Source organism: Pseudomonas sp. GL-R-26, from assembly GCF_019947365.1.
Taxonomy (GTDB): domain Bacteria; phylum Pseudomonadota; class Gammaproteobacteria; order Pseudomonadales; family Pseudomonadaceae; genus Aquipseudomonas.
This window is the reverse complement of the sequence record NZ_JAGYGI010000038.1, coordinates 18,863-38,498: the sequence shown is the minus strand read 5'-3', so window position 1 is coordinate 38,498 and position 19,636 is coordinate 18,863. Positions and strand designations below refer to the sequence as shown.

Sequence of the window (19,636 nt, the reverse complement as noted above, 5' to 3'; positions counted from 1 at the left end):
CAGTCACCCGCGACACCCTTGCCTCTGGCTAACACTTCCCCTTGCCGGGTGTGTAGAGGACTTTCACCTCCAAGTCACCAGCGAGGCCACCACAGCCAAGCTGGTTGCGCTTACGCGCAACGCGCCACGCCTGGCGCACAAATGAAAAAGCCACCCGAAGGTGGCTTTTCAATACAGGCAGGTCGAAAGCGATCAGTACGCCTTACCCGTCTTGTAGAAGTTCTCGAAGCAGAAGTTGGTCGCGTCGATGTAGCCTTCGGCGCCACCGCAGTCGAAACGCTTGCCCTTGAACTTGTAGGCAATCACGCAACCATCCTGCGCCTGTTTCATCAGGGCGTCAGTGATCTGGATCTCGCCACCTTTGCCTGGCTCGGTTTGCTCGATCAGGCTGAAGATGTCCGGCGTCATGATGTAACGACCGATGATCGCCAGGTTCGACGGGGCATCTTCCGGCTTTGGCTTCTCGACCATATTGCGCACGCGGTACAGGTCGTCACCAATCAGGTCGCCGGCAATCACACCGTACTTGCTGGTTTCTTGCGGATCGACTTCCATGATCGCGACGATGGTGCAGCGATACTGCTTGTACAACTTGACCATCTGCTTCAGTACGCCGTCACCTTCCAGGTTGACGCACAGGTCATCCGCCAACACCACGGCGAACGGCTCGTCGCCGATCAGTGGACGACCGGTCAGGATCGCATGACCCAAACCTTTCATTTCAGTCTGGCGAGTGTAGGAGAACGAGCACTCATCCAACAGGCGGCGGATGCCGACCAGGTATTTCTCCTTGTCGGTGCCCTTGATCTGGTTTTCCAGCTCGTAGCTGATGTCGAAGTGGTCTTCCAAGGCGCGCTTGCCGCGACCGGTGACGATGGAGATTTCGTTCAAGCCGGCATCCAGTGCTTCTTCGACGCCGTACTGGATCAGTGGCTTGTTCACCACCGGCAGCATTTCTTTGGGCATGGCTTTAGTCGCTGGCAGGAAGCGAGTACCGTAACCGGCTGCTGGGAACAAGCATTTCTTGATCATATAAGTCCTTGAAAGGGCTGTGTGTACGAGTTTCGGCGCAGTCTAATCAGGCGGCGTGCACCTTACAATGCCCCGCGCTGGCTAACCGATGTCAACATAGAGAAATATTCTTGCCGATAGTTCCCTGCGAGAGTGCGCAGGTCGCTGCACAGCCTCTTATGCATAGCAGAGACTTGCACAATTGCACGGCTTTCTACCGCCCGAAACCCATCACCATACGCCCATCGGCACCCCTTGAGTGCGTTTGGCGGTATCATGGCGCGATTGAACCAGACAACGAGGCAAGTAGATGTCGGCAGTAAAAAGCGTCAACGGATTCCTGATCAATCAGGAGAAAGACGGCCAATGGTGGGTGGCCAGTGTCTCCGGTGAAAATATCGCCGGGCCTTTCCCTTCCGAAGCCCTGGCAATCGAAGTGGCCTCGGTGCTGGAGCTTGAGCACCCGGAACCCAAGCGACGCGGCAAGGACAAGAGCTGATCGACGCTCGATGGGAAAAGCCCTGCCATGGCGCAGGGCTTTTTTATGAAAAACGAAAAAGAAGTGGCCTTTGGCTATAACCTTTTGATTACGGCGCTGTCTCAGCCTTAGCCCACCCCCCTGACGATGATCAAGCCATGAATAAAATTTTGCCTTTGCTAACGGTATTGGCCCTGAGCGGCTGCGCAACGTCGGAACAAACCTACCTCGCTAACGGAGAGCAAGGTCTATCGATTGACTGCTCCGGGGAAGCCAACTCCTGGGCTGCGTGCTACGAAAAGGCCGATGCGTCCTGCGCGGGCACCGGTTACAAGATTGTCGGGACCGATGGCACCCCCGCGCTCAAGGAGAGCGAAAAGACCCTCGGCGCCGACGTCGGCAACTACAAGAGCCGCAACGTCGTGGTGATCTGCAAGTAAGGCACCACGCCCTACAAATGGATTTCGGCGAATTTGATTCCAAGCCCGCGCACGGTATCGATCAGATCATCAAGGCGGCTGAAGGACTCGACTTCATCATTGTCATCCACCAGGAAATAGCTGCGCCCGGCGCTTTTCTTGAAAAACACGATCCATTCCCCCAGCTCCGCCGGGTTCTGAATCACGTGGGTGGCAGAGATCAAACCCTCTGCATGGCGCTCCCGGACTTGCTCTCGCTTCATGTTCGACTCCAGAAATGACGATGCCGCCAAAGCAGGGCTTGGGCGGCATCGGTGCTGATGGTCGATAGTCTATCAGCCGGAAATGCACTCGTTGGCAGCATTCTGTACGTCCTTTGGCCGCACCGGGACATTGGACATGCTCTCGTGCAGCTTGATGCTGCTGCCGCCGGAGCGTTCTTCAATGTCAAACACGGCAGACGGACCGGAGGAGTACTTGAGCGGCACGATCACGCGCAAGCCATCCTTGTGCGGCTGGATCTGCAAGGCACCACGGCTGGCGGCCAGCTTTTCGCTCAGGCATTGCGCGTATTCATGGGGCTTCTTGCCGGAAATCACGTTCATCGTCGGCAAGGACTCGTTGATCTCCGAGACGTTCGCGCAACCACTGATCGTCAATGCCATCGGCAACAACCACAAACCCCACTTCATACCAAACCTCCGATAAAGAAGCTCGGACAGCGCAACTGCGATTTTTCTCCGAGACAAACTGCTTTATCGCTCATCAAATGTGAAATAAGCGTTTTTTATTGTCGAAGCGGCCGGATAATAAGGCGTTCGGGCTGATAAACTGCGCCAATCGCCCATGCTATCGTTTTGATTTTGTAGAAAAAGCCCTTCTGGAGGCGCCTCATGAAATTTATCCATCAGCGCGAGCACCTCAATGAAGACGACATCGTCGTCATTCAATGCTCCCAAATGTGCAACATCCGCTTGATGAACGACGCCAACTTCCGCAGCTTCAAGAATGGCGGCCGTCACACCTATCACGGCGGTGCATTCGACACCTTTCCGGCCCGCATCACCGCCCCTAGCACCGGCTTCTGGAACATCACGATCGACACCGTCAACCACCGCGCCATCAGCGTGACGCGCAAACCCACCCTGACGCACTCGATCAAAATCATTCGCCGTTCCAGCACGAAACTGAGCTGATCAGCGAACCCGAAACACAAGACAGGCAGATACAACCGTGGCCCAAACGACCAAGTACGTCATCAAATACAAACTCAACGGTGAGCGCCGCTTCGAGTTTGCCCAGCTTGAAAACGGCACCCCGGAAGAAGCCAAAGCGGCGCTGGATGCCCTTCATGGGCAGGACGATGTCATCAGCGACATCAGCGTCAGCAAAGCGCTGTAACGCGATCCGGAGCGACAATGGACGTCGCCTCCCACTCGCAGTTCGACCGCAAGCACCGGAGTGCCAGCTTCATCCTTGCCTTGCAGACTGGCCACCTCAACAACAAGAGGCCCGGCAATGAGCGAGCAATATCTGGACCGGCTGGACTGGCCCCGGCTGGAGCAGCAACTTGATCAGGACGGCTACGCCGTCATCCCGTCACTGCTGAGCCACAAGGCTTGCGGCCAAGTCAGCGCCCTGTACCCTCGAACCGAACTGTTTCGCTCCCACGTGGTGATGGCTCGTCACGGGTTCGGCCGAGGCGAGTACAAATATTTCAGCTATCCGTTGCCGGAACTGGTGGCCCGCTTGCGCAGCGCGCTCTACCCACGACTGGTGCCCATCGCCAATCGCTGGCAGGAACAGATGGGGTTGCCGGACCGTTTTCCTGAAGCCCATCCCGCCTTCCTCGAACGCTGCCATGCCGCCGGTCAGAACCGTCCGACACCCTTGTTGCTGCAATATGGTCCGCAGGACTACAACTGTTTGCATCAGGATCTATACGGTGAACACGTGTTCCCGCTGCAAGTGGCGATTTTGCTATCAGACCCGGATCAAGACTTCACCGGCGGTGAGTTTGTCCTGACTGAACAGCGCCCGCGAATGCAGTCACGCCCGATGGTCATCGGCCTGAAGCAAGGTGACGGGTTGATCTTTGCGGTCAATCAACGGCCGGTCAAAGGGACTCGCGGCTACTACCGCGTGACCCTGCGTCACGGCGTGAGTCGCCTGCACAGCGGCAAACGGCATACCCTTGGAATCATCTTTCACGATGCATCATGAACCCATGAATCCGCTGACTTTCGATCTGTTTGCCGATGCAGAGCCCGAGCAACAGCCCAGGCGCGAGCAGATCGGCGAACAGTCCTACGTACTCAGGGGCTTCGCCCTGCCCTGGCTGGAGCGCTTGCTGCCTGCCCTGGCAGAAGTGCTGGTGGCCGCGCCATTTCGGCAAATGGTCACACCCGGCGGTTTCACCATGTCGGTTGCCTTGAGCAGTTGTGGCACATTCGGCTGGACCACGGACCGCAGCGGCTATCGGTACACCCGCGACGACCCACAGACCGGCCGGCCCTGGCCAATGATGCCCAAGGTGTTTTTCCAACTGGCACAAGCGGCGGCGCAGGCAGCAGGGTTTACCGGTTTTGCGCCGGACTCCTGCCTGATCAACCGCTATATCCCCGGGGCAAAAATGTCATTGCACCAGGACAAAGACGAACATTCCTACGCAGCCCCCATCGTTTCGGTATCCCTGGGCTTGCCGGCGATGTTCCTGTTCGGCGGCTTTGCACGCGGCGACAAAAGTCAGCGCGTCCCCCTGTTCCACGGCGACATCGTGGTCTGGGGTGGCGTCGATCGCTTGCGTTATCACGGTGTGTTGCCGATCAAGGACGGACATCATCCGAAACTCGGCGAGCAACGCATCAACTTCACCTTCCGTACCGCTGGATAATGACTTCGAATTTGACCGCAAGCGCCGGAGTGTGTGGGAATTGCCCCATGGTTAATGTGCAGGCAACCCCTCAATGGACGTGACGCCATGACAACCCAATCGACCAAGGTCACCATCGAAAACGATCCGCGCTGGGCCGCCGTGGTCGCGCGCGATCCCAAGGCTGACGGACAGTTTGTCTATGCCGTGAAGACCACAGGCATCTACTGCAATCCCAGCAGCCATGCGCGCTTGCCCAAACCACAGAATGTCGAATTCTTCGATAGTGCCGAACAGGCCCTGGCCGCGGGTTATCGTCCGAGCAAGCGCGCGACGAAGGATCAGAGCGAACTCGCCGCGCAACATACCGCCACCGTGGCCGCTGCGTGCCGCCAGATCGAAAGCGCGCAAACACTGCCTGCCCTGGGCGAATTGGCCGAGGCGGCGGGCCTTAGCAGCTTCCACTTCCATCGCGTGTTCAAAGCCGTCACCGGCCTGACGCCCAAGGGCTACGCCGATGCCCATCGCTCACGCAAGGTGCGCGAGCGCCTGGCGGACGGCGGCTCGGTGACCGATGCCCTGTATGACGCCGGCTTCAACTCCAACAGCCGGTTTTATGAAGCGGCAGACCAGTTGCTGGGAATGAAACCCGGGGACTACCGCGCGGCCGGTCAAAACAACGACATTCGTTTTGCCGTCGGCCAGTGTTCTCTGGGCGCGATTCTGGTGGCGCAGAGTGAGCGCGGGGTCTGCGCGATCCTGCTGGGCGATGACCCACATCAACTGGTCTGCGATCTGCAAGACAAATTCCGCCGCGCCAACCTGATAGGCGCCGATCATGAATTCGAGCAATTGATTGCCAGGGTCGTTGGCTTTATCGAGGCGCCGGCCGTTGGCCTTGATTTACCGCTGGACGTACGCGGCACGGCGTTTCAGGAGCGTGTCTGGCAAGCGCTGCGGGAGATTCCCGTGGGCAGCACTGCCAGCTACGCCGATGTCGCCCAGCGCATCGGTCAACCAAAAGCCGTTCGCGCCGTGGCCCAGGCCTGCGGTGCGAACAACCTGGCGGTGGCGATCCCTTGCCATCGCGTGGTGCGCAGCGATGGCAATCTGTCGGGCTATCGCTGGGGTGTCGAGCGCAAACGGCAGTTGCTGGAGCGCGAGTCGCAGTGATCAGCGATTCACATCCACCACCACGCGCCCACGCAACTGCCCGGCCAGCAAGCGTGGCGCGGCGTCGATGGCTTCGCTCAAGCCGATTTCGTGACTGATCAGCGGCAACAGGGTGAAGTCCAGATCCCGGGCCAGGCGATTCCAGGCTTCCACGCGCTTGGCTTTGGGCTGGGTCACGCTGTTGATGCCGGCCAGGGTCACGCCGCGCAAGATGAACGGCGCCACGAATGCCGGAAAGTCCATGCCCTGGGCCAGACCGCAGGCCGCGACGGTGCCATTGGCCTTGGTGCTGGCGCACGCGTTGGCCAGGGTGTGGCTGCCGACCGAATCGATGACGGCCGCCCAGCGCTCCTTGGCCAGCGGCTTGCCCGGCTCGGACAAGGTGGCGCGATCGATGATTTCGCCGGCCCCCAGTTGCTTCAGGTAGTCGTGCTCCGAGGTCCGTCCGGTGGACGCGACCACCCGGTAGCCGAGCCGGCTCAACAAGGCGATGGCGAAACTGCCGACGCCACCGTTGGCGCCGGTCACCAGAACTTCACCCTGCCCGGGCGTCACGCCGTTGTGCTCCAGCGCCAGGATGCACAGCATGGCCGTGTAGCCCGCCGTACCGATGGCCATCGCCTGGGCAGCGCTAAACGCCTTGGGTAGCGGGATCAGCCAGTCACCGTTAAGGCGAGCCTTCTGCGCCAATCCACCCCAATGCCCTTCGCCCACACCCCAGCCATTGAGCAGGACCGGGTCACCGACCTTGTAGTCCGGATGCCCGCTGGCTTCGACGACACCGGCCAGGTCGATGCCCGGCACCATCGGGAATTTGCGCACCACCGGACTGCTGCCGGTAATCGCCAGGCCATCCTTGAAGTTCAGCGTGCTGTAGGCAACACGCACCGTGACATCGCCCTCGGGTAACTGATCGTCCTGGATCTCCTGCAGTGTGGCCCGGTAACCGCTGTCGTCTTTGTCGATCAAAATGCCTTTGAACATTACGGCCTCTCAATGGAATCAGTCTGGTGGTGGAGCATTTGAAATAACACATGGCAACGGATTGCCGTACCCGACTTTAAGCCAATCAGGCAAACCGCCGAGCGTTTTCATTGACGGCGGCTATGCTTTTTCGCAACCCTGAAGTACCGCAACAAACTGTCTTGTCGATGGAGCTGACAATGCCTCAACTGCGTTTATTCACCGTTTTACTGATGCTCTGCATGATTCCGCTCAGCGGCGTCCAGGCAGCCGAGCAACCCGCCCAACCTCCCGCGAATCAGGCGCCGGCCTCACCCAGCTGGCCACAGGTGCTGGCTGCCGGCGACACCAAATTGACCATCTACCAGCCACAACTGGACAGTTGGGACGGTTACACTCTGCACGCGCGGGCTGCCGTGGAGGCCACGGACACCGATGGAAAATCCACCTACGGCATCGTGCAGTTCAGCGCCCACACCCTGGTCGACAAGGCCTCCCGCTGGGTGGCGCTCGACCAGTACACCATCACCAAGGCCGACTTCCCCGACAGCGCAACCAAGGCTGACAGCTGGGTCGCCGCGGTGAAGCAAGACGCCGAGAACCGCACGAAAACCATTTCCCTCGACCAGCTCGAAGCTGCGCTCGGCGTCATCGCCGCCGAGCAAAAGTCCAACAGCGAGCCGCTGGAAAATACCCCGCCGACCATTGTTTCGTCCGAGGTACCCGCGCTGCTGGTGTACATCGATGGCGAGCCTGCCTATCGCCCCGTTGATGGCACCTCGCTGCAGCGGGTGATCAACACCCGGCCGTTGCTGCTCAAGGATGCACAGGGCAAGCATTACCTGCACGTGTTCGATGGCTGGATGGTCGCGGACAACCTGGGCGGACAATATGCGCCACTGCCCTCGCCTTCGGCCGAGCTGGAAAAAGCCAAGAAAGCTGCGATCCAGGGTCACCAGGTTGACCTGCTGACAGGCCAGAGCGATCCGAAGGACAAGATACCGACGCTGGCCAAGCCGCCGATTCCGCAGATCTATATCGCCACGGTGCCGACCGAGTTGATCGTCACTGACGGCGCGCCGCAATGGCAGCCGATCCAGAACACCAAGCTGCTGTATGTGACCAACACCACCGGGCATATTTTCAAGGAGATCGGTGACCAGGACAGCTACGTGCTGATCTCGGGGCGCTGGTTCCGCGCCGGTGACATGAAAGGCCCCTGGACCTTCGTGGGGGCAGACAAGTTGCCGGCGGACTTCGCCAACATTCCCGATGACAGCCCCAAGGAAAACGTAAAAGCCTCGGTGGCCGGTACGCCCCAGGCCAAGGAAGCGGCCATTGCAGCGACCATTCCACAGACCTCGGCGATCAAGAAAAGCCAGGTGAAAATGACCAGGCCGACTTTTGACGGCGAGCCGCAACTCAAGGCCATCAAGGGCACGCCCCTGCAATATGTAGTCAACAGCCCAATGCCGATCATCATGGTCGATGCACAAAGCTGGTACGCAGTGGAGAACGGTATCTGGTTCGTGGCCACCTCGGTTCAAGGCCCCTGGACGGTCGCCTCTTCGGTGCCGGCGGTGATCTATTCGATTCCGCCCAGTTCACCGATGCACTACGTCACTTATGTGAAAGTCTACGAAGCCAGTGGCGATACGGTCGTCGTCGGTTACACGCCGGGGTACCAGGGTTCGACGCTGGACCCTGACAGCGGTGTGGTGGTGTATGGCACCGGTTATCCGTATACGCCGTGGGTGGGCAGTGTCTGGTATGGCCCGCCAGTGACCTATGGCTTTGGCGTGGCGATGCGCTACACACCCTGGACGGGCTGGACCTTCGGCTTCGGCTTCGGCTGGAGTTGGGGTGGCAGCACGGTCGCCGTGGGTTGGGGCTGGGGCGCTTATCCGTGGTGGGGCAATTACGGCTGGGGTTACGCCTGGGGCCCGCACCTGTACCCGGCGCCAATGCCCTGGGGCGGTGCCGCTTACGGCTATCATGGCGGCGCCGTCGCCTGGGGCCCCGGTGGCTGGGCCGGCACGACCGGCAACATCTACCGCCAATGGGGCGACCGGGCTTCGGTCAGCCGCTATGGCGGCGGTTACAACGCCTGGACCGGCAATCGCTGGGCCGGCCAGGTAGGCGCCTCCTACAACTCGCGTACCGGCATCGCTGCGGCAGGCCAGCGCGGCGCGGTACATAACGTCTACAACGGCAACTATGCCGCTGGCCGCAGCGGTGTGGCCGTCGGCCCGAACGGCGGGGCCATCGCCGGCCAGCATGTGACCGCCGGCAACGTCCGCACCGGCACCCAGGTCACCGCCAATCGCGGGGCCGTCTACAACCCCAATACCGGCAACACCACCCAGTACGGTGGTATCCATGATCGCAACGGTGGCGTGGCGCATGTCGGCGACAACGTGTACGCCGGCCATGATGGCAACGTTTACAAGAGGACCGACAGCGGCTGGCAATCGATGGTCCAGGGCGGTGCAACCCGTCTCGATTCGGCCAACACGGCCCAGGTCCAGAATCTCAACAGGGAATACGATGCGCGCTCCTTCGGCAATGATCGCTTCAACAGTTATCACGACTCGTCCCGGTTCATGAATCACTCCTTCGGGGGTGGCGGCTTCCACCGACGCTGAAAAAGCCTGAACCGCTGAAAAGACGACTGGCCTTGCGCCAGTCGTTGCGTTACAAATTCTGTTCTACCGTCCCTGCCCGGATCCAACGTCGGAGAACACAGCACATGAACCAATGGCCAGATACCCGCATTCTTGACCTGCTCGGGATCGAACTGCCGATCATTCAGGGGCCGATGGCCGGTGCCACCAACTCGTCCATGGTGATTGCAACCTGCAATGCCGGCGGACTGGGCTCGATGCCAGCGGCAATGCTCAGCACCGAACAACTGCGCGAAGAGCTCAAAACCATCCGCCAACACACTCGGCGCCCGATCAACGTCAACTTCTTCTGTCATCAGCCTCCAGCTCCGGATGAGCAACGCGCACAGGACTGGAAAAACCTGCTGCAACCCTACTACCAGGAGCTCGGCATCGACTTCGATGCGCCGACGCCGGTGTCCAACCGGGCGCCGTTCGATAACGCGGCCTGCGAAGTGGTCGAAGCGTTTCGCCCGGAAGTGGTGAGCTTTCACTTTGGCCTGCCGGAAAAATCCCTGCTCGACCGGGTCAAAGCCACCGGTGCGAAAGTGCTGTCCTCGGCCACCACCGTCGCAGAAGCGGTGTGGCTTGAGCAGCATGGTTGCGATGCAATCATCGCCATGGGCTACGAGGCCGGGGGCCATCGCGGGATGTTTCTCAGCGATGACCTGAGCAGTCAGGTGGGGACTTTCGCCCTGGTGCCCCAAGTCGTCGATGCGGTGAAAGTGCCGGTGATTGCCGCCGGCGGCATCGCTGACGCACGAGGCGTCGCCGCCGCCTTCATGCTGGGCGCTTCGGCGGTACAGGTGGGAACGGCGTACCTGTTCACCCCAGAGGCCAAGGTCAGCCCGTCCCATCACAAAGCCTTGCGCACCGCCAGGGAAAGCGAGACGGCCGTCACCAACGTGTTCACCGGTCGCCCGGCCCGGGGCATCCTCAATCGGGTGATGCGTGAACTGGGCCCCATGAGCGCCAAGGCCCCGGCCTTCCCCCTTGCCGGTGGCGCGCTGATGCCGTTGCGGGCCAAAGGTGAAGCGGACTTCAGCAACCTCTGGGCCGGCCAGGCCTTTACCCTCGGCGTCGATTTGACCAGCGAGGCACTGACTCGAAAACTGGCTGAAGAAGGATTAGCGAGGCTGCTAGGTCGCTACTGAACATCAGTTTCGTTAAAATTGTATACAATTCTGCGACAACACATTCCGTTCAAAGGCATTTCGCTATATATTTAAGTACATAACGATTTACCCTTGCCGCGATTGCCTTTAACGGAGCCGTTTCATGACCATTCGTGCCTCACGTTTTGCCCCGACCTGCCTGGCGAGCCTTCTCGCCGTATTCGCCTTCGGCTCAGCCCAGGCGGACGAAGTCCAGGTGGCTGTCGCCGCCAACTTCACCGCGCCTATCCAGGCCATCGCCGCTGATTTCGAAAAAGACACCGGGCATAAACTGGTCGCCTCCTTTGGTGCCACCGGCCAGTTCTACACCCAGATCAAAAACGGCGCGCCGTTCGAAGTGTTCCTCTCGGCAGACGACAGCACCCCGAAAAAACTTGAAGCCGAAGGCGACGCCGTCAAGGGTTCGCGCTTCACCTACGCCGTCGGTACCCTGGCGCTGTGGTCGGCCAAGGAAGGCTACGTCGATGCCAAGGGCGATGTGCTGAAAAAGAACGAGTACCAGCACCTGTCCATCGCCAACCCGAAAGCCGCGCCTTATGGCCTGGCGGCGACCCAGGTACTGGCCAAGGAGGGTCTGACCGACAAGGTCAAGGACAAGATCGTTGAAGGCCAGAACATCACCCAGGCCTACCAGTTCGTCTCCACCGGCAACGCCGAATTGGGTTTTGTCGCCCTGTCGCAGATCTACAAGGACGGCAAGATCACCAGCGGTTCGGCCTGGATCGTTCCCGCCAGCCTGCACGATCCGATCAAACAGGACGCGGTGATTCTCAACAAGGGCAAGGACAACCCGGCCGCCAAGGCACTGGTTGACTACCTCAAGGGGCCGAAAGCGGCAGCTGTCATCAAGTCCTACGGTTACGAAATCTAAATGTCGCTATCGAGTGCCGATTTTTCCGCCATCTGGCTGACCCTGAAACTGGCGTCCCTGACGACCGTTATCCTGCTGATTGTCGGCACTCCGATTGCGTTATGGCTGTCGCGCACCCGCTCCTGGTTGCGCGGCCCGATCGGGGCGATTGTCGCCCTGCCCCTGGTGCTGCCACCGACGGTGATTGGTTTCTATCTATTGCTGGCGCTCGGCCCTCACGGGTTCCTGGGCCAGCTCACCCAGTCACTCGGCTTTGGCACCCTCACGTTCAGCTTTGCGGGGCTGGTCATCGGTTCGGTGCTGTATTCGATGCCGTTTGTGGTCCAGCCGCTGCAAAACGCTTTTTCCGCGATTGGCACGCGCCCACTCGAAGTGGCCGCGACCTTGCGGGCCAATCCCTGGGACACCTTTTTCAGCGTGACGCTGCCCCTGGCCCGCCCAGGTTTCATTACCGCAGCCATTCTCGGTTTCGCCCACACCGTCGGCGAGTTCGGCGTGGTGCTGATGATCGGCGGCAATATTCCCGAGAAGACCCGCGTGGTCTCGGTGCAGATCTACGATCACGTAGAAGCCATGGAATATGCCCAGGCCCATTGGCTGGCCGGGGCGATGCTGGTGTTCTCGTTTGTCGTCCTGCTGGCGCTGTATTCCAGCCGTAAAACCAAAGCGGGCTGGAGCTGATCGATGATTCATATGCGTTTGAAACTACGTTATTCAGGCTTCGCCCTGGACGTCGACCTGCAGCTGCCCGGCCGAGGCGTCACTGCGCTTTACGGTCATTCCGGCTCGGGCAAGACCACTTGCCTGCGCTGCATCGCCGGCCTGGAACGGGCCGATCAAGGCTTTATCCAGGTCAACGATGAAGTCTGGCAAGACAGCGACAACCGGATCTTCGTCGCGCCGCACAAACGCGCGCTGGGCTACGTGTTCCAGGAAGCCAGCCTGTTTCCTCATCTGTCGGTGCTGGACAATCTGGCATTCGGCCTCAAGCGCATCCCCAAGCCGCAGCGTCGGGTCGACATGGCCCACGCCACCGAGTTGCTGGGCATCGGCCATTTGCTGGACCGGCACCCGCAACACCTTTCAGGCGGTGAGCGACAACGCGTCGGCATCGCCCGCGCCTTGCTCACCAGCCCGAAACTGCTGTTGATGGACGAGCCACTGGCGGCGCTGGATGCCCAACGCAAAAGTGAAATCCTGCCCTACTTGCAACGCCTGCACGACGAACTCGAGATCCCGGTGCTGTACGTCAGCCACTCCCAGGATGAAGTCGCGCGGCTGGCCGACCATATCGTGTTGCTCAGCAACGGCAAGGCACTGGCCAGCGGCCCGATCGGCCAGACCCTGGCACGCCTCGACTTGCCGCTGGCAATGGGCGATGACGCCGGGGTGGTGATCGAAGGCCGCGTCAGCGCCTATGACGCCGACTATCAATTGCTGAGCCTGCAACTGCCCGACACCGCCCTCGAAATTCGCGTGCCGCATACGCCAATGGACGTGGGCCAGGCACTGCGCTGCAAGGTCCAGGCGCGGGATGTGAGCCTGAGCCTGGACAATGCCGGGCACAGCAGCATTCTCAATCGGCTGCCGGTCACCGTGGTCAGTGAGATGAACGCCGACAACGCCGCCCATGTGCTGATTCGCCTGGACGCCGCTGGCACGCCACTGCTTGCGCGGATCACGCGCTATTCCCGTGATCAACTGAACGTCCATCCCGGCCAGCCACTCTGGGCGCAAATAAAAGCGGTCGCGGTGCTGGCGTAAATCCGAAAGCACGACTGCACCGGGCAGAGGTCAGCGCCTGAACCGACGAATTGACCTGCCTATTTTTTGCACGATCAGCAATGGCTTCTATAGTTGAACTGAACACGAATCCGCTGCGGAGACGCCATGGAAGACATTTTCGTCGTGAAGCGTTGCAACAAGATCATCATCCATGGCCGCCGTGCGGGTGAATACAGCCACCTGCCACCGGATGCCTCGGTCTGGTATCGCATCGCCGATACCCGCACCCAAGGCTTCATCGGCGATGGCTACGAGGTTGAAGAAGACGCCGTGCGTGTTTGCCGTCAGTTGAACGCTAAATCACAAGTGACAGCCCGACAAAGTTGAGGAGTGTCACCACTTTTTAACGGGTCTATACTGAAATGGCTGAAGGATCAGTAACCCATTCGGCAGAAAGCTCGCTCCCGGCGGGCTTTTTGCTGCCACACCAGGTTTCTTGAACGGAGGTGTCTCCCATGTCCGAAAAAGAGTCCATCACCACCCTGCTCACCTTGCTGGACTCCCGTCAGGCCCGCCTGGCCGCAGCCTGCAAGGAAATCGCCGACTGGGTCGATCATCAAGGCGGACACCCCACCGCCCTCAGAATCCGTGATCGCCTGAACGACATCGAAAAGGACACGCCGCTGATCCGGAACACGCTGTCGTCTCTCCAGCCTGTCGACCGGCCTCTGCCTCGGTTCAGATGATCCGTCACGGATTCGCGGTGCGAGGACAGGCCCGATTCGGGCAGCATGATCGGTGACACTGACGTCTCCGAACCTTTGGCTGCCTGCTGGATTTCCATCCTTTCTCAAAACCCGGCCTGGTGTCGGGATTTTTTGTTGCGCAAAACCAATCGAACGCCCCCGATCACGTGGAGTCAACCTGTCACATGTCACGAAGGAGACGTTACTTGTCGACGCCCTTGCGCGCCGGCTCCATGACCTCGCGCAGGGACATGCGTTTGAACGCCTCGACCAGCGCTCGCCCCTCCTCGGGAGCACAAGTGACAGCCAACCGCATGGTTGCCTCGCCCAGGTGCCAGATCAAAAACGCGGACTCCTCGACCTGTTGTTCGTCGCAATCGGGATACGCACGAAGCATCGCCTGGGCCAGCAGCGCTCCGGCAACCCGACTCTCCTCCAGCTCCAGCTGCAACAACTGCTTGTCGGCCTGCATGCCGGACCAGATGTCACGCATCACCGGTGTAGCCATCACGATCTCGTAATACAGGTCGAGCAACTGCGAATAGGCAGCCTGCAACCCCCGAGCATCCTCGACGGCCTCCATTGCCTCTGCAATGCAACGGCGGCTCTCAGCGTTATAGCGCTCGGCCAACGTACGGATCACTGAACCCTTGTCGGGGAAATACTGATAAAGGGAACCGATCGAGATCTCGGAGCGCTCGGCGATTTCACTCATCTTGAGCTGATCGCTGCCCTTGTCCGCGATCAATTGAGTCGCCATGGCCAGAATCCGCTCCTGACGATCGCGGCTGCGCTGTTGCGTGGGATTGCGTCGAACCGGCTCTGCAGCAGGCTGTTCGAGGGTTTCAGAGGGCTTTTTGCGCACGAGTGAATTCCCGAACAAAAACGTGACATGTACTCACCTTAGCATCACCACTCCCTATGCCCAACAACAGATGCCACACGTCGGGGAATTCGATCTGATGGGTTGACGATAAAACATGAGCATCTATCATCTTTTAAACGTGAGCATCACTCACATTACCCGATGGAGATGAACGCAATGAACACGACTCAACCAATCACGCTGGTCCTCGGCGCCACCGGTAAAACCGGACGGCGCATCACACAACGGCTCGAAGCCGCCGGCCTGCCCGTCCGCCGGGGTTCCCGCGACGCCAATCCACCCTTCGACTGGGAAGATCGATCAACCTGGGACGCAGTGATCGATGGCGTTCATTCTGTCTACATTTCCTTTCAACCGGATCTCGCCGTTCCGGGCGCCCTTGAAACCATCCAGGCGTTCACCGATCTGGCGGTGAAAAGCGGCGTCCGCAAACTGGTCTTGTTATCCGGGCGTGGCGAAGTTGAAGCGGAACAGGCCGAACGCGTCGTACAGGACAGCGGGATTGACTGGACGATTCTGCGGGCCAGTTGGTTCTGCCAGAATTTCAGTGAGGCACACTTTCTTGAACCCATTCTGCAAGGTGAACTCGCACTCCCCGTCGGCCAGGTCGCCGAGCCCTTTGTCGATGTAGAAGACATCGCCGAGTGTGCCGTCGCGGCACTCACCCAACCCGAGCACACTGGCCAGCTCTATGAACTGACCGGCCCTCGGGCGTTGACCTTTGCTCAAGCCGTCGCCGAGATTGCCCGCGCCACCGATCGCAACATCGAATTCGTTGCCGTACCGCCGGACGCCTATCGACAGGCAATGGAACAGGAACAACTTCCCCCGGCCTTGATCGATCTGGTGTTGTATCTGTTCACGACTGTGCTGGACGGGCGCAACACACCCGTGGCCGATGGCGTACAGCGGGCACTGGGACGCCCGGCGCGCGACTTTAGCGACTACGTACAACGCACTGCCGCTACGGGCATCTGGGGCAATGGCAGTCCGACGTAACGCAGTGGCGGTAACCCGCTTCGTCGACTAGGGTTTTGGACGTATCGAAATGCGGCGCCTTTATTGGCAGGAGCCTGATTAAGGAGGAACCCATGTCACCCAATCGTAGTGCTGAACAAACCTACCGCCAGTGGTCGACCCCGATCCTGTTGGAACTCAAGGAGCGAGAACATCAGATGGCCCCGTCAGACCGCCAGGCCCTGGAAAACGTACTGCTGGAAAGAAGACTGATCGATACCGGCAATCCGGCCGGCAGCGATCGTCGCAAGGCAGGCCCGGCGTCCTGAAAGCATCAGGCAACCACGATCAAAGATAGAAATTAATGAAGCAGAAACAAACAAGGGCTTGCATCCGCTTTCGCTTGCAAGCCCTTGCTCCTCGATGATGCCGCGCTAAAACCACCCGCTACGATCATCTTCCAGTTCCTGGCGACACTGCTTGAGCTGGGCGCTGTAGACCTCTGACTGCTTTTGCACTTTCTGGGCAACCTGCATCAGCCACGGTTTACTGCGATAGGTATTGCGGCTGAAGCCCCCTCGCCCCTCGTGATAAGCCAGGTACTGATTGTAGGTGTCCCATTTGGAGATTCCGAGCTGACGTTGGGTGCCAGTGGTGTACCAACCGATAAACATGATCGCGTCGTCGAAGCTGTCACGCGAACCACCGTTGCCAGTATTGTCCCTGTACTCACCCCACACCGGGTCCTGAGCCTGCGCATAACCGTAGGCCGAACTGACTCGCCCCCAGGGGATCACCCATAGCAGGTAGTCACGAGGCGGCAATGCGTCCGCCACGTAGCTGCTTTCCTGCTTCATGATCGCCATGGCCACATGCAGCGGCGTCCCATATTCACTCTGCATTTGCAGCGAGTCCTCATACCAGTCGGGATACTCACGGAAGATGCTGCAGAGATTGCCTTGGTCTTTTGGCGGCGTAGTCGTGCAACCCGTTAAAAACATAATCAACAAAGCCAACAGCAGAACTTGTCCTTGTTTCATTCATTACCCTCAAGAATAAGGGCATAGGTACCCTCCGTTTACTGCAAGGAGCCTGAGTCAGGCAGGTGCAGGCAAAAACCTCAGAAGACCTCCGGCTTGACCGCGTCACCCTTATCGAGAGGCTTCTTTGTAAGTCCCTATTGCACGGCGACCTGACGCAAGCCCTGAGCTCTGATTGAATGCTCACAGTCGTGGGCGTGAACTCCGGATTTCGATCTAGAGCATTTTCTCCAGGCCGATCTTGTCGCTGGGCTCCTTGCGCAAGGTCTGCAGGCGACCGTCGTCCTCGGTGAGCCAGACGATTTCGCCGTTTTCCAGTCGGGCCTGGTCACTCATGGCCGGCGCCATACCCTCAAGCGCCAGCTGACGCACCTGGCCGGCGAGTTCGGGACTATCGACCAGCACCCCGACTTCAGTATTCCAGAACACTGAACGCGGGTCGAAATTGAACGAGCCAATGAACACTTTCTTCTTGTCCAGGATCATGGCCTTGGTGTGCAGGCTGGAGTCCGAGCCGCCACTGAAACCAAACGAAGAGCTGCGGCCGGGATCGTCTGGCTGGCGTCGCAGCTCATAGAGTTTCACGTCATGTTCGAGCAGAGTCTTGCGATACGGTGCATAGCCGCCATGCACCGCCGGCACATCGGTGGCTTCCAGTGAGTTGAGCGCGTGGTGGCGCAACCGACGAGCAGCAGCGCGAACAGCATGGCGGGGAGGAACCGGGACATGGGCAAGGGCTGGTCCTCAACCTCGACGGGTAGTTTTGCACTCGGCATCCAGCCAGTACTGGCTGCCGAGAACATGCAGCCCTCGGTAATCTGCACGACTTGTTCCAGTAAAGCCCGTTTCAAGCAGCGTGTCGAAATTTCCCGGCAGCTGCGCCCGGAGCATGAAAGCGCCCCGGTGCCTCGTCGCGCTACTGATCCGACGGCAGATTCGCTACTATGTTTACCCGCCTTCCCTGTCTGCGGATTTCTTCATTCTGGAGCCCGAATGCCTAGTCAAAAGGACATCGCCGCCGAAAGCGGCGCACCGATGATCCCTGAGCAGCGCCGTGAATTGATGCTGCGACAGTTGCGCAAGCATCAGGTGCTGAGCGTTCATCAATTGATGGAAATGTTCGACTGCTCGCACATGACCATACGCCGCGACATTGCGTTGCTGGAGCAGGAAGGTCGTGCTTACTCGGTAACGGGTGGGGTGCGGATCGCCAGCCAGCTGCACAGCGAACCCAGCCATCAGATCAAGGCGGTGGTGGAGTTGCCGCAGAAACAGGCCATGGCCAGGCTCGCTGCCCGGCTGCTGCATGCCGACATGACGATTTACCTGGATGCGGGAACCAGCACGCTGGAAATCGTCCCCTACATCAAGGCGCTGTCCGGCATGACCGTGGTGACCAATGACTTCGGCATTGTCCAGGCACTGATCGAAGCGCCCCATGTCACGGTGATTCATACCGGCGGGCAGCTGGATCACTCCAATCAATCGTGCGTGGGCGGCCTGGCGGTTGCCACTTTGCGTCAGGTGGTCACCGACATCGCGTTCATATCGACCAGCTCATGGGATTTGCGGCGCGGCCTCACAACCCCTTCGGCGCTGAAGGTTGAGGTCAAGCAAGCCGCGATGCAATCGGCTTCGCAAGTGGTGCTGGTGGCCAGCAGCTCGAAATACGGCACCTTCAGCATGTACAGGATCGCCGGACTCGAGCAGTTCGACATCATCCTCAGCGACGACGCATTGACCCCTGCGGCGGCCGATGGCATCCGCAAGCAGGGTGTCGAGTTGTTGTTGCCGGCTGACAACACACCAGCGTGAAACGACGGGTTCCTGCATCCAGTGGAGCCCGTCGCCACCCTTCCCTATAGCGCCCGCGCTTTCCAGTCGCGCAACCACTGCAAGCCGGCAGACGTGTTGCCTCGTGGCCGATATTCGCACCCTACCCAGCCGTCATAACCCAACTGGTCGATCAGCTCGAACAGATAGGGATAATTGACTTCCCCCAGGTCCGGTTCATGCCGATCCGGCACGCCGGCGATCTGGATATGGCCGATACCCTCGAAGTCGCGACGCAGTTTGGTTGCCAGGTCGCCCTCGACGATTTGGCAGTGGTAGCAGTCGAACTGAACCTTCAGGTTGCTGGCACCCACTTCCTTGCAGATGGCCTGGGCCTGATCCTGGCGGTTGAGGAAAAAGCCTGGCATGTCTCGCGTATTGATCGGTTCGAGCAATACGGTGACGCCTGCCTTGGCCGCCTGGGTGGTGGCGTAGGCGAGGTTCTCCAGGTACACACCGTGATGCCTTGGGCGATCGCTTTCCGACGGCAACAGCCCGGCCATGACATGGATGCGCGAATTGCCCAGCACACCGGCGTAATCCAGAGCGCGATCAAAACCGCTACGAAATTCACCCTCCCGACCGGGCAACGACACCGTGCCCCGCTCCCCCGCAGCCCAATCACCGGGCGGCGCGTTGAACAGTGCCTGCACCAGGCCGTTGTCGCTCAAGCGTTGCTTGAGTTCTTCAGCGCCGTAGTCGTAGGGGAACAGATATTCCACCGCTTCGAAACCGTCAGAGGCAGCGGCGGCGAAGCGATCCAGAAACTCATGTTCCGGGTAGAGCATGCTGAGGTTGGCAGCAAAACGAGGCATGGTAGCTCC

The 19,636-nt window shown here is 59.7% G+C and carries 24 protein-coding genes and 1 pseudogene; 17 read left to right on the top strand and 8 right to left on the bottom strand.

What is annotated here, in order from left to right; all coding sequences use genetic code 11:
- Positions 1-192 precede the first annotated feature (192 nt).
- Positions 193-1,032, bottom strand: coding sequence for a UTP--glucose-1-phosphate uridylyltransferase GalU (gene galU / locus KGA96_RS26565; RefSeq protein ID WP_007975949.1), 840 nt, complete (start codon positions 1,030-1,032; stop codon positions 193-195).
- A gap of 289 nt (positions 1,033-1,321) precedes the next feature.
- Between galU and KGA96_RS26560 the strand changes: the two genes are divergently transcribed.
- Both KGA96_RS26560 and KGA96_RS26555 read left to right on the top strand, forming a co-directional pair.
- The gene (locus KGA96_RS26560) at positions 1,322-1,510 is read left to right on the top strand and encodes a hypothetical protein (protein ID WP_046038392.1); all 189 of its coding nucleotides are present in this window, start codon (positions 1,322-1,324) and stop codon (positions 1,508-1,510) included.
- Positions 1,511-1,647: 137 nt separating this feature from the next.
- On the top strand, positions 1,648-1,929 hold the full coding sequence (locus KGA96_RS26555) for a hypothetical protein (RefSeq protein ID WP_046038393.1): 282 nt from the start codon (positions 1,648-1,650) through the stop codon (positions 1,927-1,929).
- Positions 1,930-1,940: 11 nt separating this feature from the next.
- Here the strand turns inward: KGA96_RS26555 and KGA96_RS26550 are convergent, their stop codons facing one another.
- Positions 1,941-2,171 (bottom strand): hypothetical protein, encoded by a 231-nt coding sequence (locus KGA96_RS26550; protein WP_046038394.1) that lies wholly within the window; start codon positions 2,169-2,171, stop codon positions 1,941-1,943.
- Positions 2,172-2,243: 72 nt separating this feature from the next.
- Complete coding sequence (locus KGA96_RS26545; protein WP_046038395.1) at positions 2,244-2,600, bottom strand: hypothetical protein; 357 nt, start codon at positions 2,598-2,600, stop codon at positions 2,244-2,246.
- Positions 2,601-2,801: 201 nt separating this feature from the next.
- Between KGA96_RS26545 and KGA96_RS26540 the strand changes: the two genes are divergently transcribed.
- From KGA96_RS26540 to ada, 5 genes are all read left to right on the top strand, one after another.
- Positions 2,802-3,104: a DUF1883 domain-containing protein gene (locus KGA96_RS26540; protein ID WP_046038396.1), complete on the top strand. Its 303-nt coding sequence runs from the start codon at positions 2,802-2,804 to the stop codon at positions 3,102-3,104.
- A 37-nt stretch (positions 3,105-3,141) separates the two neighbouring features.
- A complete protein-coding gene (locus KGA96_RS26535) occupies positions 3,142-3,309 on the top strand; it encodes a hypothetical protein (protein ID WP_185754744.1) in 168 nt (55 codons plus the stop codon).
- 117 nt (positions 3,310-3,426) lie between these two features.
- Positions 3,427-4,131, top strand: a complete 705-nt coding sequence (locus KGA96_RS26530) for a 2OG-Fe(II) oxygenase (protein WP_046038398.1) — start codon at positions 3,427-3,429, stop codon at positions 4,129-4,131.
- Positions 4,121-4,801, top strand: a complete 681-nt coding sequence (alkB, locus tag KGA96_RS26525; RefSeq protein WP_223515512.1) for a DNA oxidative demethylase AlkB — start codon at positions 4,121-4,123, stop codon at positions 4,799-4,801. The genes KGA96_RS26530 and alkB overlap by 11 nt, the downstream gene beginning before the upstream one ends.
- An 87-nt stretch (positions 4,802-4,888) precedes the next feature.
- Complete coding sequence (gene ada, locus KGA96_RS26520; protein WP_223466122.1) at positions 4,889-5,953, top strand: bifunctional DNA-binding transcriptional regulator/O6-methylguanine-DNA methyltransferase Ada; 1,065 nt, start codon at positions 4,889-4,891, stop codon at positions 5,951-5,953.
- Here the strand turns inward: ada and KGA96_RS26515 are convergent, their stop codons facing one another.
- A complete protein-coding gene (locus tag KGA96_RS26515; RefSeq protein ID WP_223515509.1) occupies positions 5,954-6,937 on the bottom strand; it encodes an MDR family oxidoreductase in 984 nt (327 codons plus the stop codon).
- A gap of 179 nt (positions 6,938-7,116) precedes the next feature.
- On the opposite strand from KGA96_RS26515, the gene KGA96_RS26510 reads away from it, so the two are divergent.
- The 7 genes from KGA96_RS26510 to KGA96_RS26480 all read left to right on the top strand — a co-directional run bounded on the left by KGA96_RS26510 (position 7,117) and on the right by KGA96_RS26480 (position 14,096).
- Positions 7,117-9,561, top strand: coding sequence for an autotransporter (locus KGA96_RS26510; RefSeq protein ID WP_223515506.1), 2,445 nt, complete (start codon positions 7,117-7,119; stop codon positions 9,559-9,561).
- Between the two features lie 104 nt (positions 9,562-9,665).
- A complete protein-coding gene (locus KGA96_RS26505; protein WP_223515503.1) occupies positions 9,666-10,733 on the top strand; it encodes an NAD(P)H-dependent flavin oxidoreductase in 1,068 nt (355 codons plus the stop codon).
- A 124-nt stretch (positions 10,734-10,857) separates the two neighbouring features.
- The gene (gene modA, locus KGA96_RS26500) at positions 10,858-11,625 is read left to right on the top strand and encodes a molybdate ABC transporter substrate-binding protein (RefSeq protein WP_223466130.1); all 768 of its coding nucleotides are present in this window, start codon (positions 10,858-10,860) and stop codon (positions 11,623-11,625) included.
- A complete protein-coding gene (gene modB / locus KGA96_RS26495) occupies positions 11,626-12,306 on the top strand; it encodes a molybdate ABC transporter permease subunit (RefSeq protein ID WP_223466132.1) in 681 nt (226 codons plus the stop codon).
- Positions 12,307-12,309: 3 nt separating this feature from the next.
- Complete coding sequence (gene modC, locus KGA96_RS26490; RefSeq protein WP_223466133.1) at positions 12,310-13,389, top strand: molybdenum ABC transporter ATP-binding protein; 1,080 nt, start codon at positions 12,310-12,312, stop codon at positions 13,387-13,389.
- Positions 13,390-13,515: 126 nt separating this feature from the next.
- On the top strand, positions 13,516-13,737 hold the full coding sequence (locus KGA96_RS26485; RefSeq protein ID WP_046038412.1) for a hypothetical protein: 222 nt from the start codon (positions 13,516-13,518) through the stop codon (positions 13,735-13,737).
- Between the two features lie 128 nt (positions 13,738-13,865).
- Positions 13,866-14,096 (top strand): hypothetical protein, encoded by a 231-nt coding sequence (locus KGA96_RS26480; protein ID WP_046038414.1) that lies wholly within the window; start codon positions 13,866-13,868, stop codon positions 14,094-14,096.
- A gap of 202 nt (positions 14,097-14,298) precedes the next feature.
- Here KGA96_RS26480 and KGA96_RS26475 read toward each other — a convergent pair whose 3' ends face one another.
- Positions 14,299-14,961: a TetR/AcrR family transcriptional regulator gene (locus KGA96_RS26475; RefSeq protein WP_223515500.1), complete on the bottom strand. Its 663-nt coding sequence runs from the start codon at positions 14,959-14,961 to the stop codon at positions 14,299-14,301.
- 177 nt (positions 14,962-15,138) lie between these two features.
- On the opposite strand from KGA96_RS26475, the gene KGA96_RS26470 reads away from it, so the two are divergent.
- Both KGA96_RS26470 and KGA96_RS26465 read left to right on the top strand, forming a co-directional pair.
- Positions 15,139-15,981: an NAD(P)H-binding protein gene (locus tag KGA96_RS26470; protein WP_223515497.1), complete on the top strand. Its 843-nt coding sequence runs from the start codon at positions 15,139-15,141 to the stop codon at positions 15,979-15,981.
- Between the two features lie 92 nt (positions 15,982-16,073).
- Entirely contained in the window at positions 16,074-16,268 is a 195-nt protein-coding gene (locus tag KGA96_RS26465) for a hypothetical protein (RefSeq protein ID WP_046038420.1), read from the top strand.
- Positions 16,269-16,373: 105 nt separating this feature from the next.
- On the opposite strand, the gene KGA96_RS26460 is transcribed toward KGA96_RS26465, so the two are convergent.
- Both KGA96_RS26460 and KGA96_RS26455 read right to left on the bottom strand, forming a co-directional pair.
- Positions 16,374-16,979, bottom strand: a complete 606-nt coding sequence (locus KGA96_RS26460; protein ID WP_046038422.1) for a hypothetical protein — start codon at positions 16,977-16,979, stop codon at positions 16,374-16,376.
- A gap of 216 nt (positions 16,980-17,195) precedes the next feature.
- Positions 17,196-17,642, bottom strand: a pseudogene (locus tag KGA96_RS26455) (phospholipase D-like domain-containing protein); the annotation flags it as partial.
- Positions 17,643-17,972: 330 nt separating this feature from the next.
- Between KGA96_RS26455 and KGA96_RS26450 the strand changes: the two are divergent.
- Positions 17,973-18,794 carry a DeoR/GlpR family DNA-binding transcription regulator gene (locus KGA96_RS26450; protein ID WP_046038425.1) on the top strand — a complete coding sequence of 274 codons (822 nt, stop codon included), beginning with the start codon at positions 17,973-17,975 and terminating at the stop codon, positions 18,792-18,794.
- A 44-nt stretch (positions 18,795-18,838) separates the two neighbouring features.
- On the opposite strand, the gene otnI is transcribed toward KGA96_RS26450, so the two are convergent.
- Entirely contained in the window at positions 18,839-19,627 is a 789-nt protein-coding gene (otnI, locus tag KGA96_RS26445) for a 2-oxo-tetronate isomerase (protein WP_046038426.1), read from the bottom strand.
- Positions 19,628-19,636: the final 9 nt, after the last annotated feature.

Coding starts and splice junctions, on each gene's coding strand:
- KGA96_RS26450 (WP_046038425.1), top strand. CDS start 17,973: ATGCCTAGTCAAAAGGACATCGCCGCCGAAAGCGGCGCACCGATGATC.
- ada (WP_223466122.1), top strand. CDS start 4,889: ATGACAACCCAATCGACCAAGGTCACCATCGAAAACGATCCGCGCTGG.
- KGA96_RS26560 (WP_046038392.1), top strand. CDS start 1,322: ATGTCGGCAGTAAAAAGCGTCAACGGATTCCTGATCAATCAGGAGAAA.
- KGA96_RS26505 (WP_223515503.1), top strand. CDS start 9,666: ATGAACCAATGGCCAGATACCCGCATTCTTGACCTGCTCGGGATCGAA.
- KGA96_RS26545 (WP_046038395.1), bottom strand. CDS start 2,600: ATGAAGTGGGGTTTGTGGTTGTTGCCGATGGCATTGACGATCAGTGGT.
- KGA96_RS26485 (WP_046038412.1), top strand. CDS start 13,516: ATGGAAGACATTTTCGTCGTGAAGCGTTGCAACAAGATCATCATCCAT.
- KGA96_RS26480 (WP_046038414.1), top strand. CDS start 13,866: ATGTCCGAAAAAGAGTCCATCACCACCCTGCTCACCTTGCTGGACTCC.
- alkB (WP_223515512.1), top strand. CDS start 4,121: ATGCATCATGAACCCATGAATCCGCTGACTTTCGATCTGTTTGCCGAT.
- KGA96_RS26465 (WP_046038420.1), top strand. CDS start 16,074: ATGTCACCCAATCGTAGTGCTGAACAAACCTACCGCCAGTGGTCGACC.
- otnI (WP_046038426.1), bottom strand. CDS start 19,627: ATGCCTCGTTTTGCTGCCAACCTCAGCATGCTCTACCCGGAACATGAG.
- KGA96_RS26530 (WP_046038398.1), top strand. CDS start 3,427: ATGAGCGAGCAATATCTGGACCGGCTGGACTGGCCCCGGCTGGAGCAG.
- modC (WP_223466133.1), top strand. CDS start 12,310: ATGATTCATATGCGTTTGAAACTACGTTATTCAGGCTTCGCCCTGGAC.
- KGA96_RS26555 (WP_046038393.1), top strand. CDS start 1,648: ATGAATAAAATTTTGCCTTTGCTAACGGTATTGGCCCTGAGCGGCTGC.
- KGA96_RS26550 (WP_046038394.1), bottom strand. CDS start 2,171: ATGAAGCGAGAGCAAGTCCGGGAGCGCCATGCAGAGGGTTTGATCTCT.
- modA (WP_223466130.1), top strand. CDS start 10,858: ATGACCATTCGTGCCTCACGTTTTGCCCCGACCTGCCTGGCGAGCCTT.
- modB (WP_223466132.1), top strand. CDS start 11,626: ATGTCGCTATCGAGTGCCGATTTTTCCGCCATCTGGCTGACCCTGAAA.
- KGA96_RS26510 (WP_223515506.1), top strand. CDS start 7,117: ATGCCTCAACTGCGTTTATTCACCGTTTTACTGATGCTCTGCATGATT.
- KGA96_RS26470 (WP_223515497.1), top strand. CDS start 15,139: ATGAACACGACTCAACCAATCACGCTGGTCCTCGGCGCCACCGGTAAA.
- KGA96_RS26515 (WP_223515509.1), bottom strand. CDS start 6,937: ATGTTCAAAGGCATTTTGATCGACAAAGACGACAGCGGTTACCGGGCC.
- KGA96_RS26540 (WP_046038396.1), top strand. CDS start 2,802: ATGAAATTTATCCATCAGCGCGAGCACCTCAATGAAGACGACATCGTC.
- galU (WP_007975949.1), bottom strand. CDS start 1,032: ATGATCAAGAAATGCTTGTTCCCAGCAGCCGGTTACGGTACTCGCTTC.
- KGA96_RS26460 (WP_046038422.1), bottom strand. CDS start 16,979: ATGAAACAAGGACAAGTTCTGCTGTTGGCTTTGTTGATTATGTTTTTA.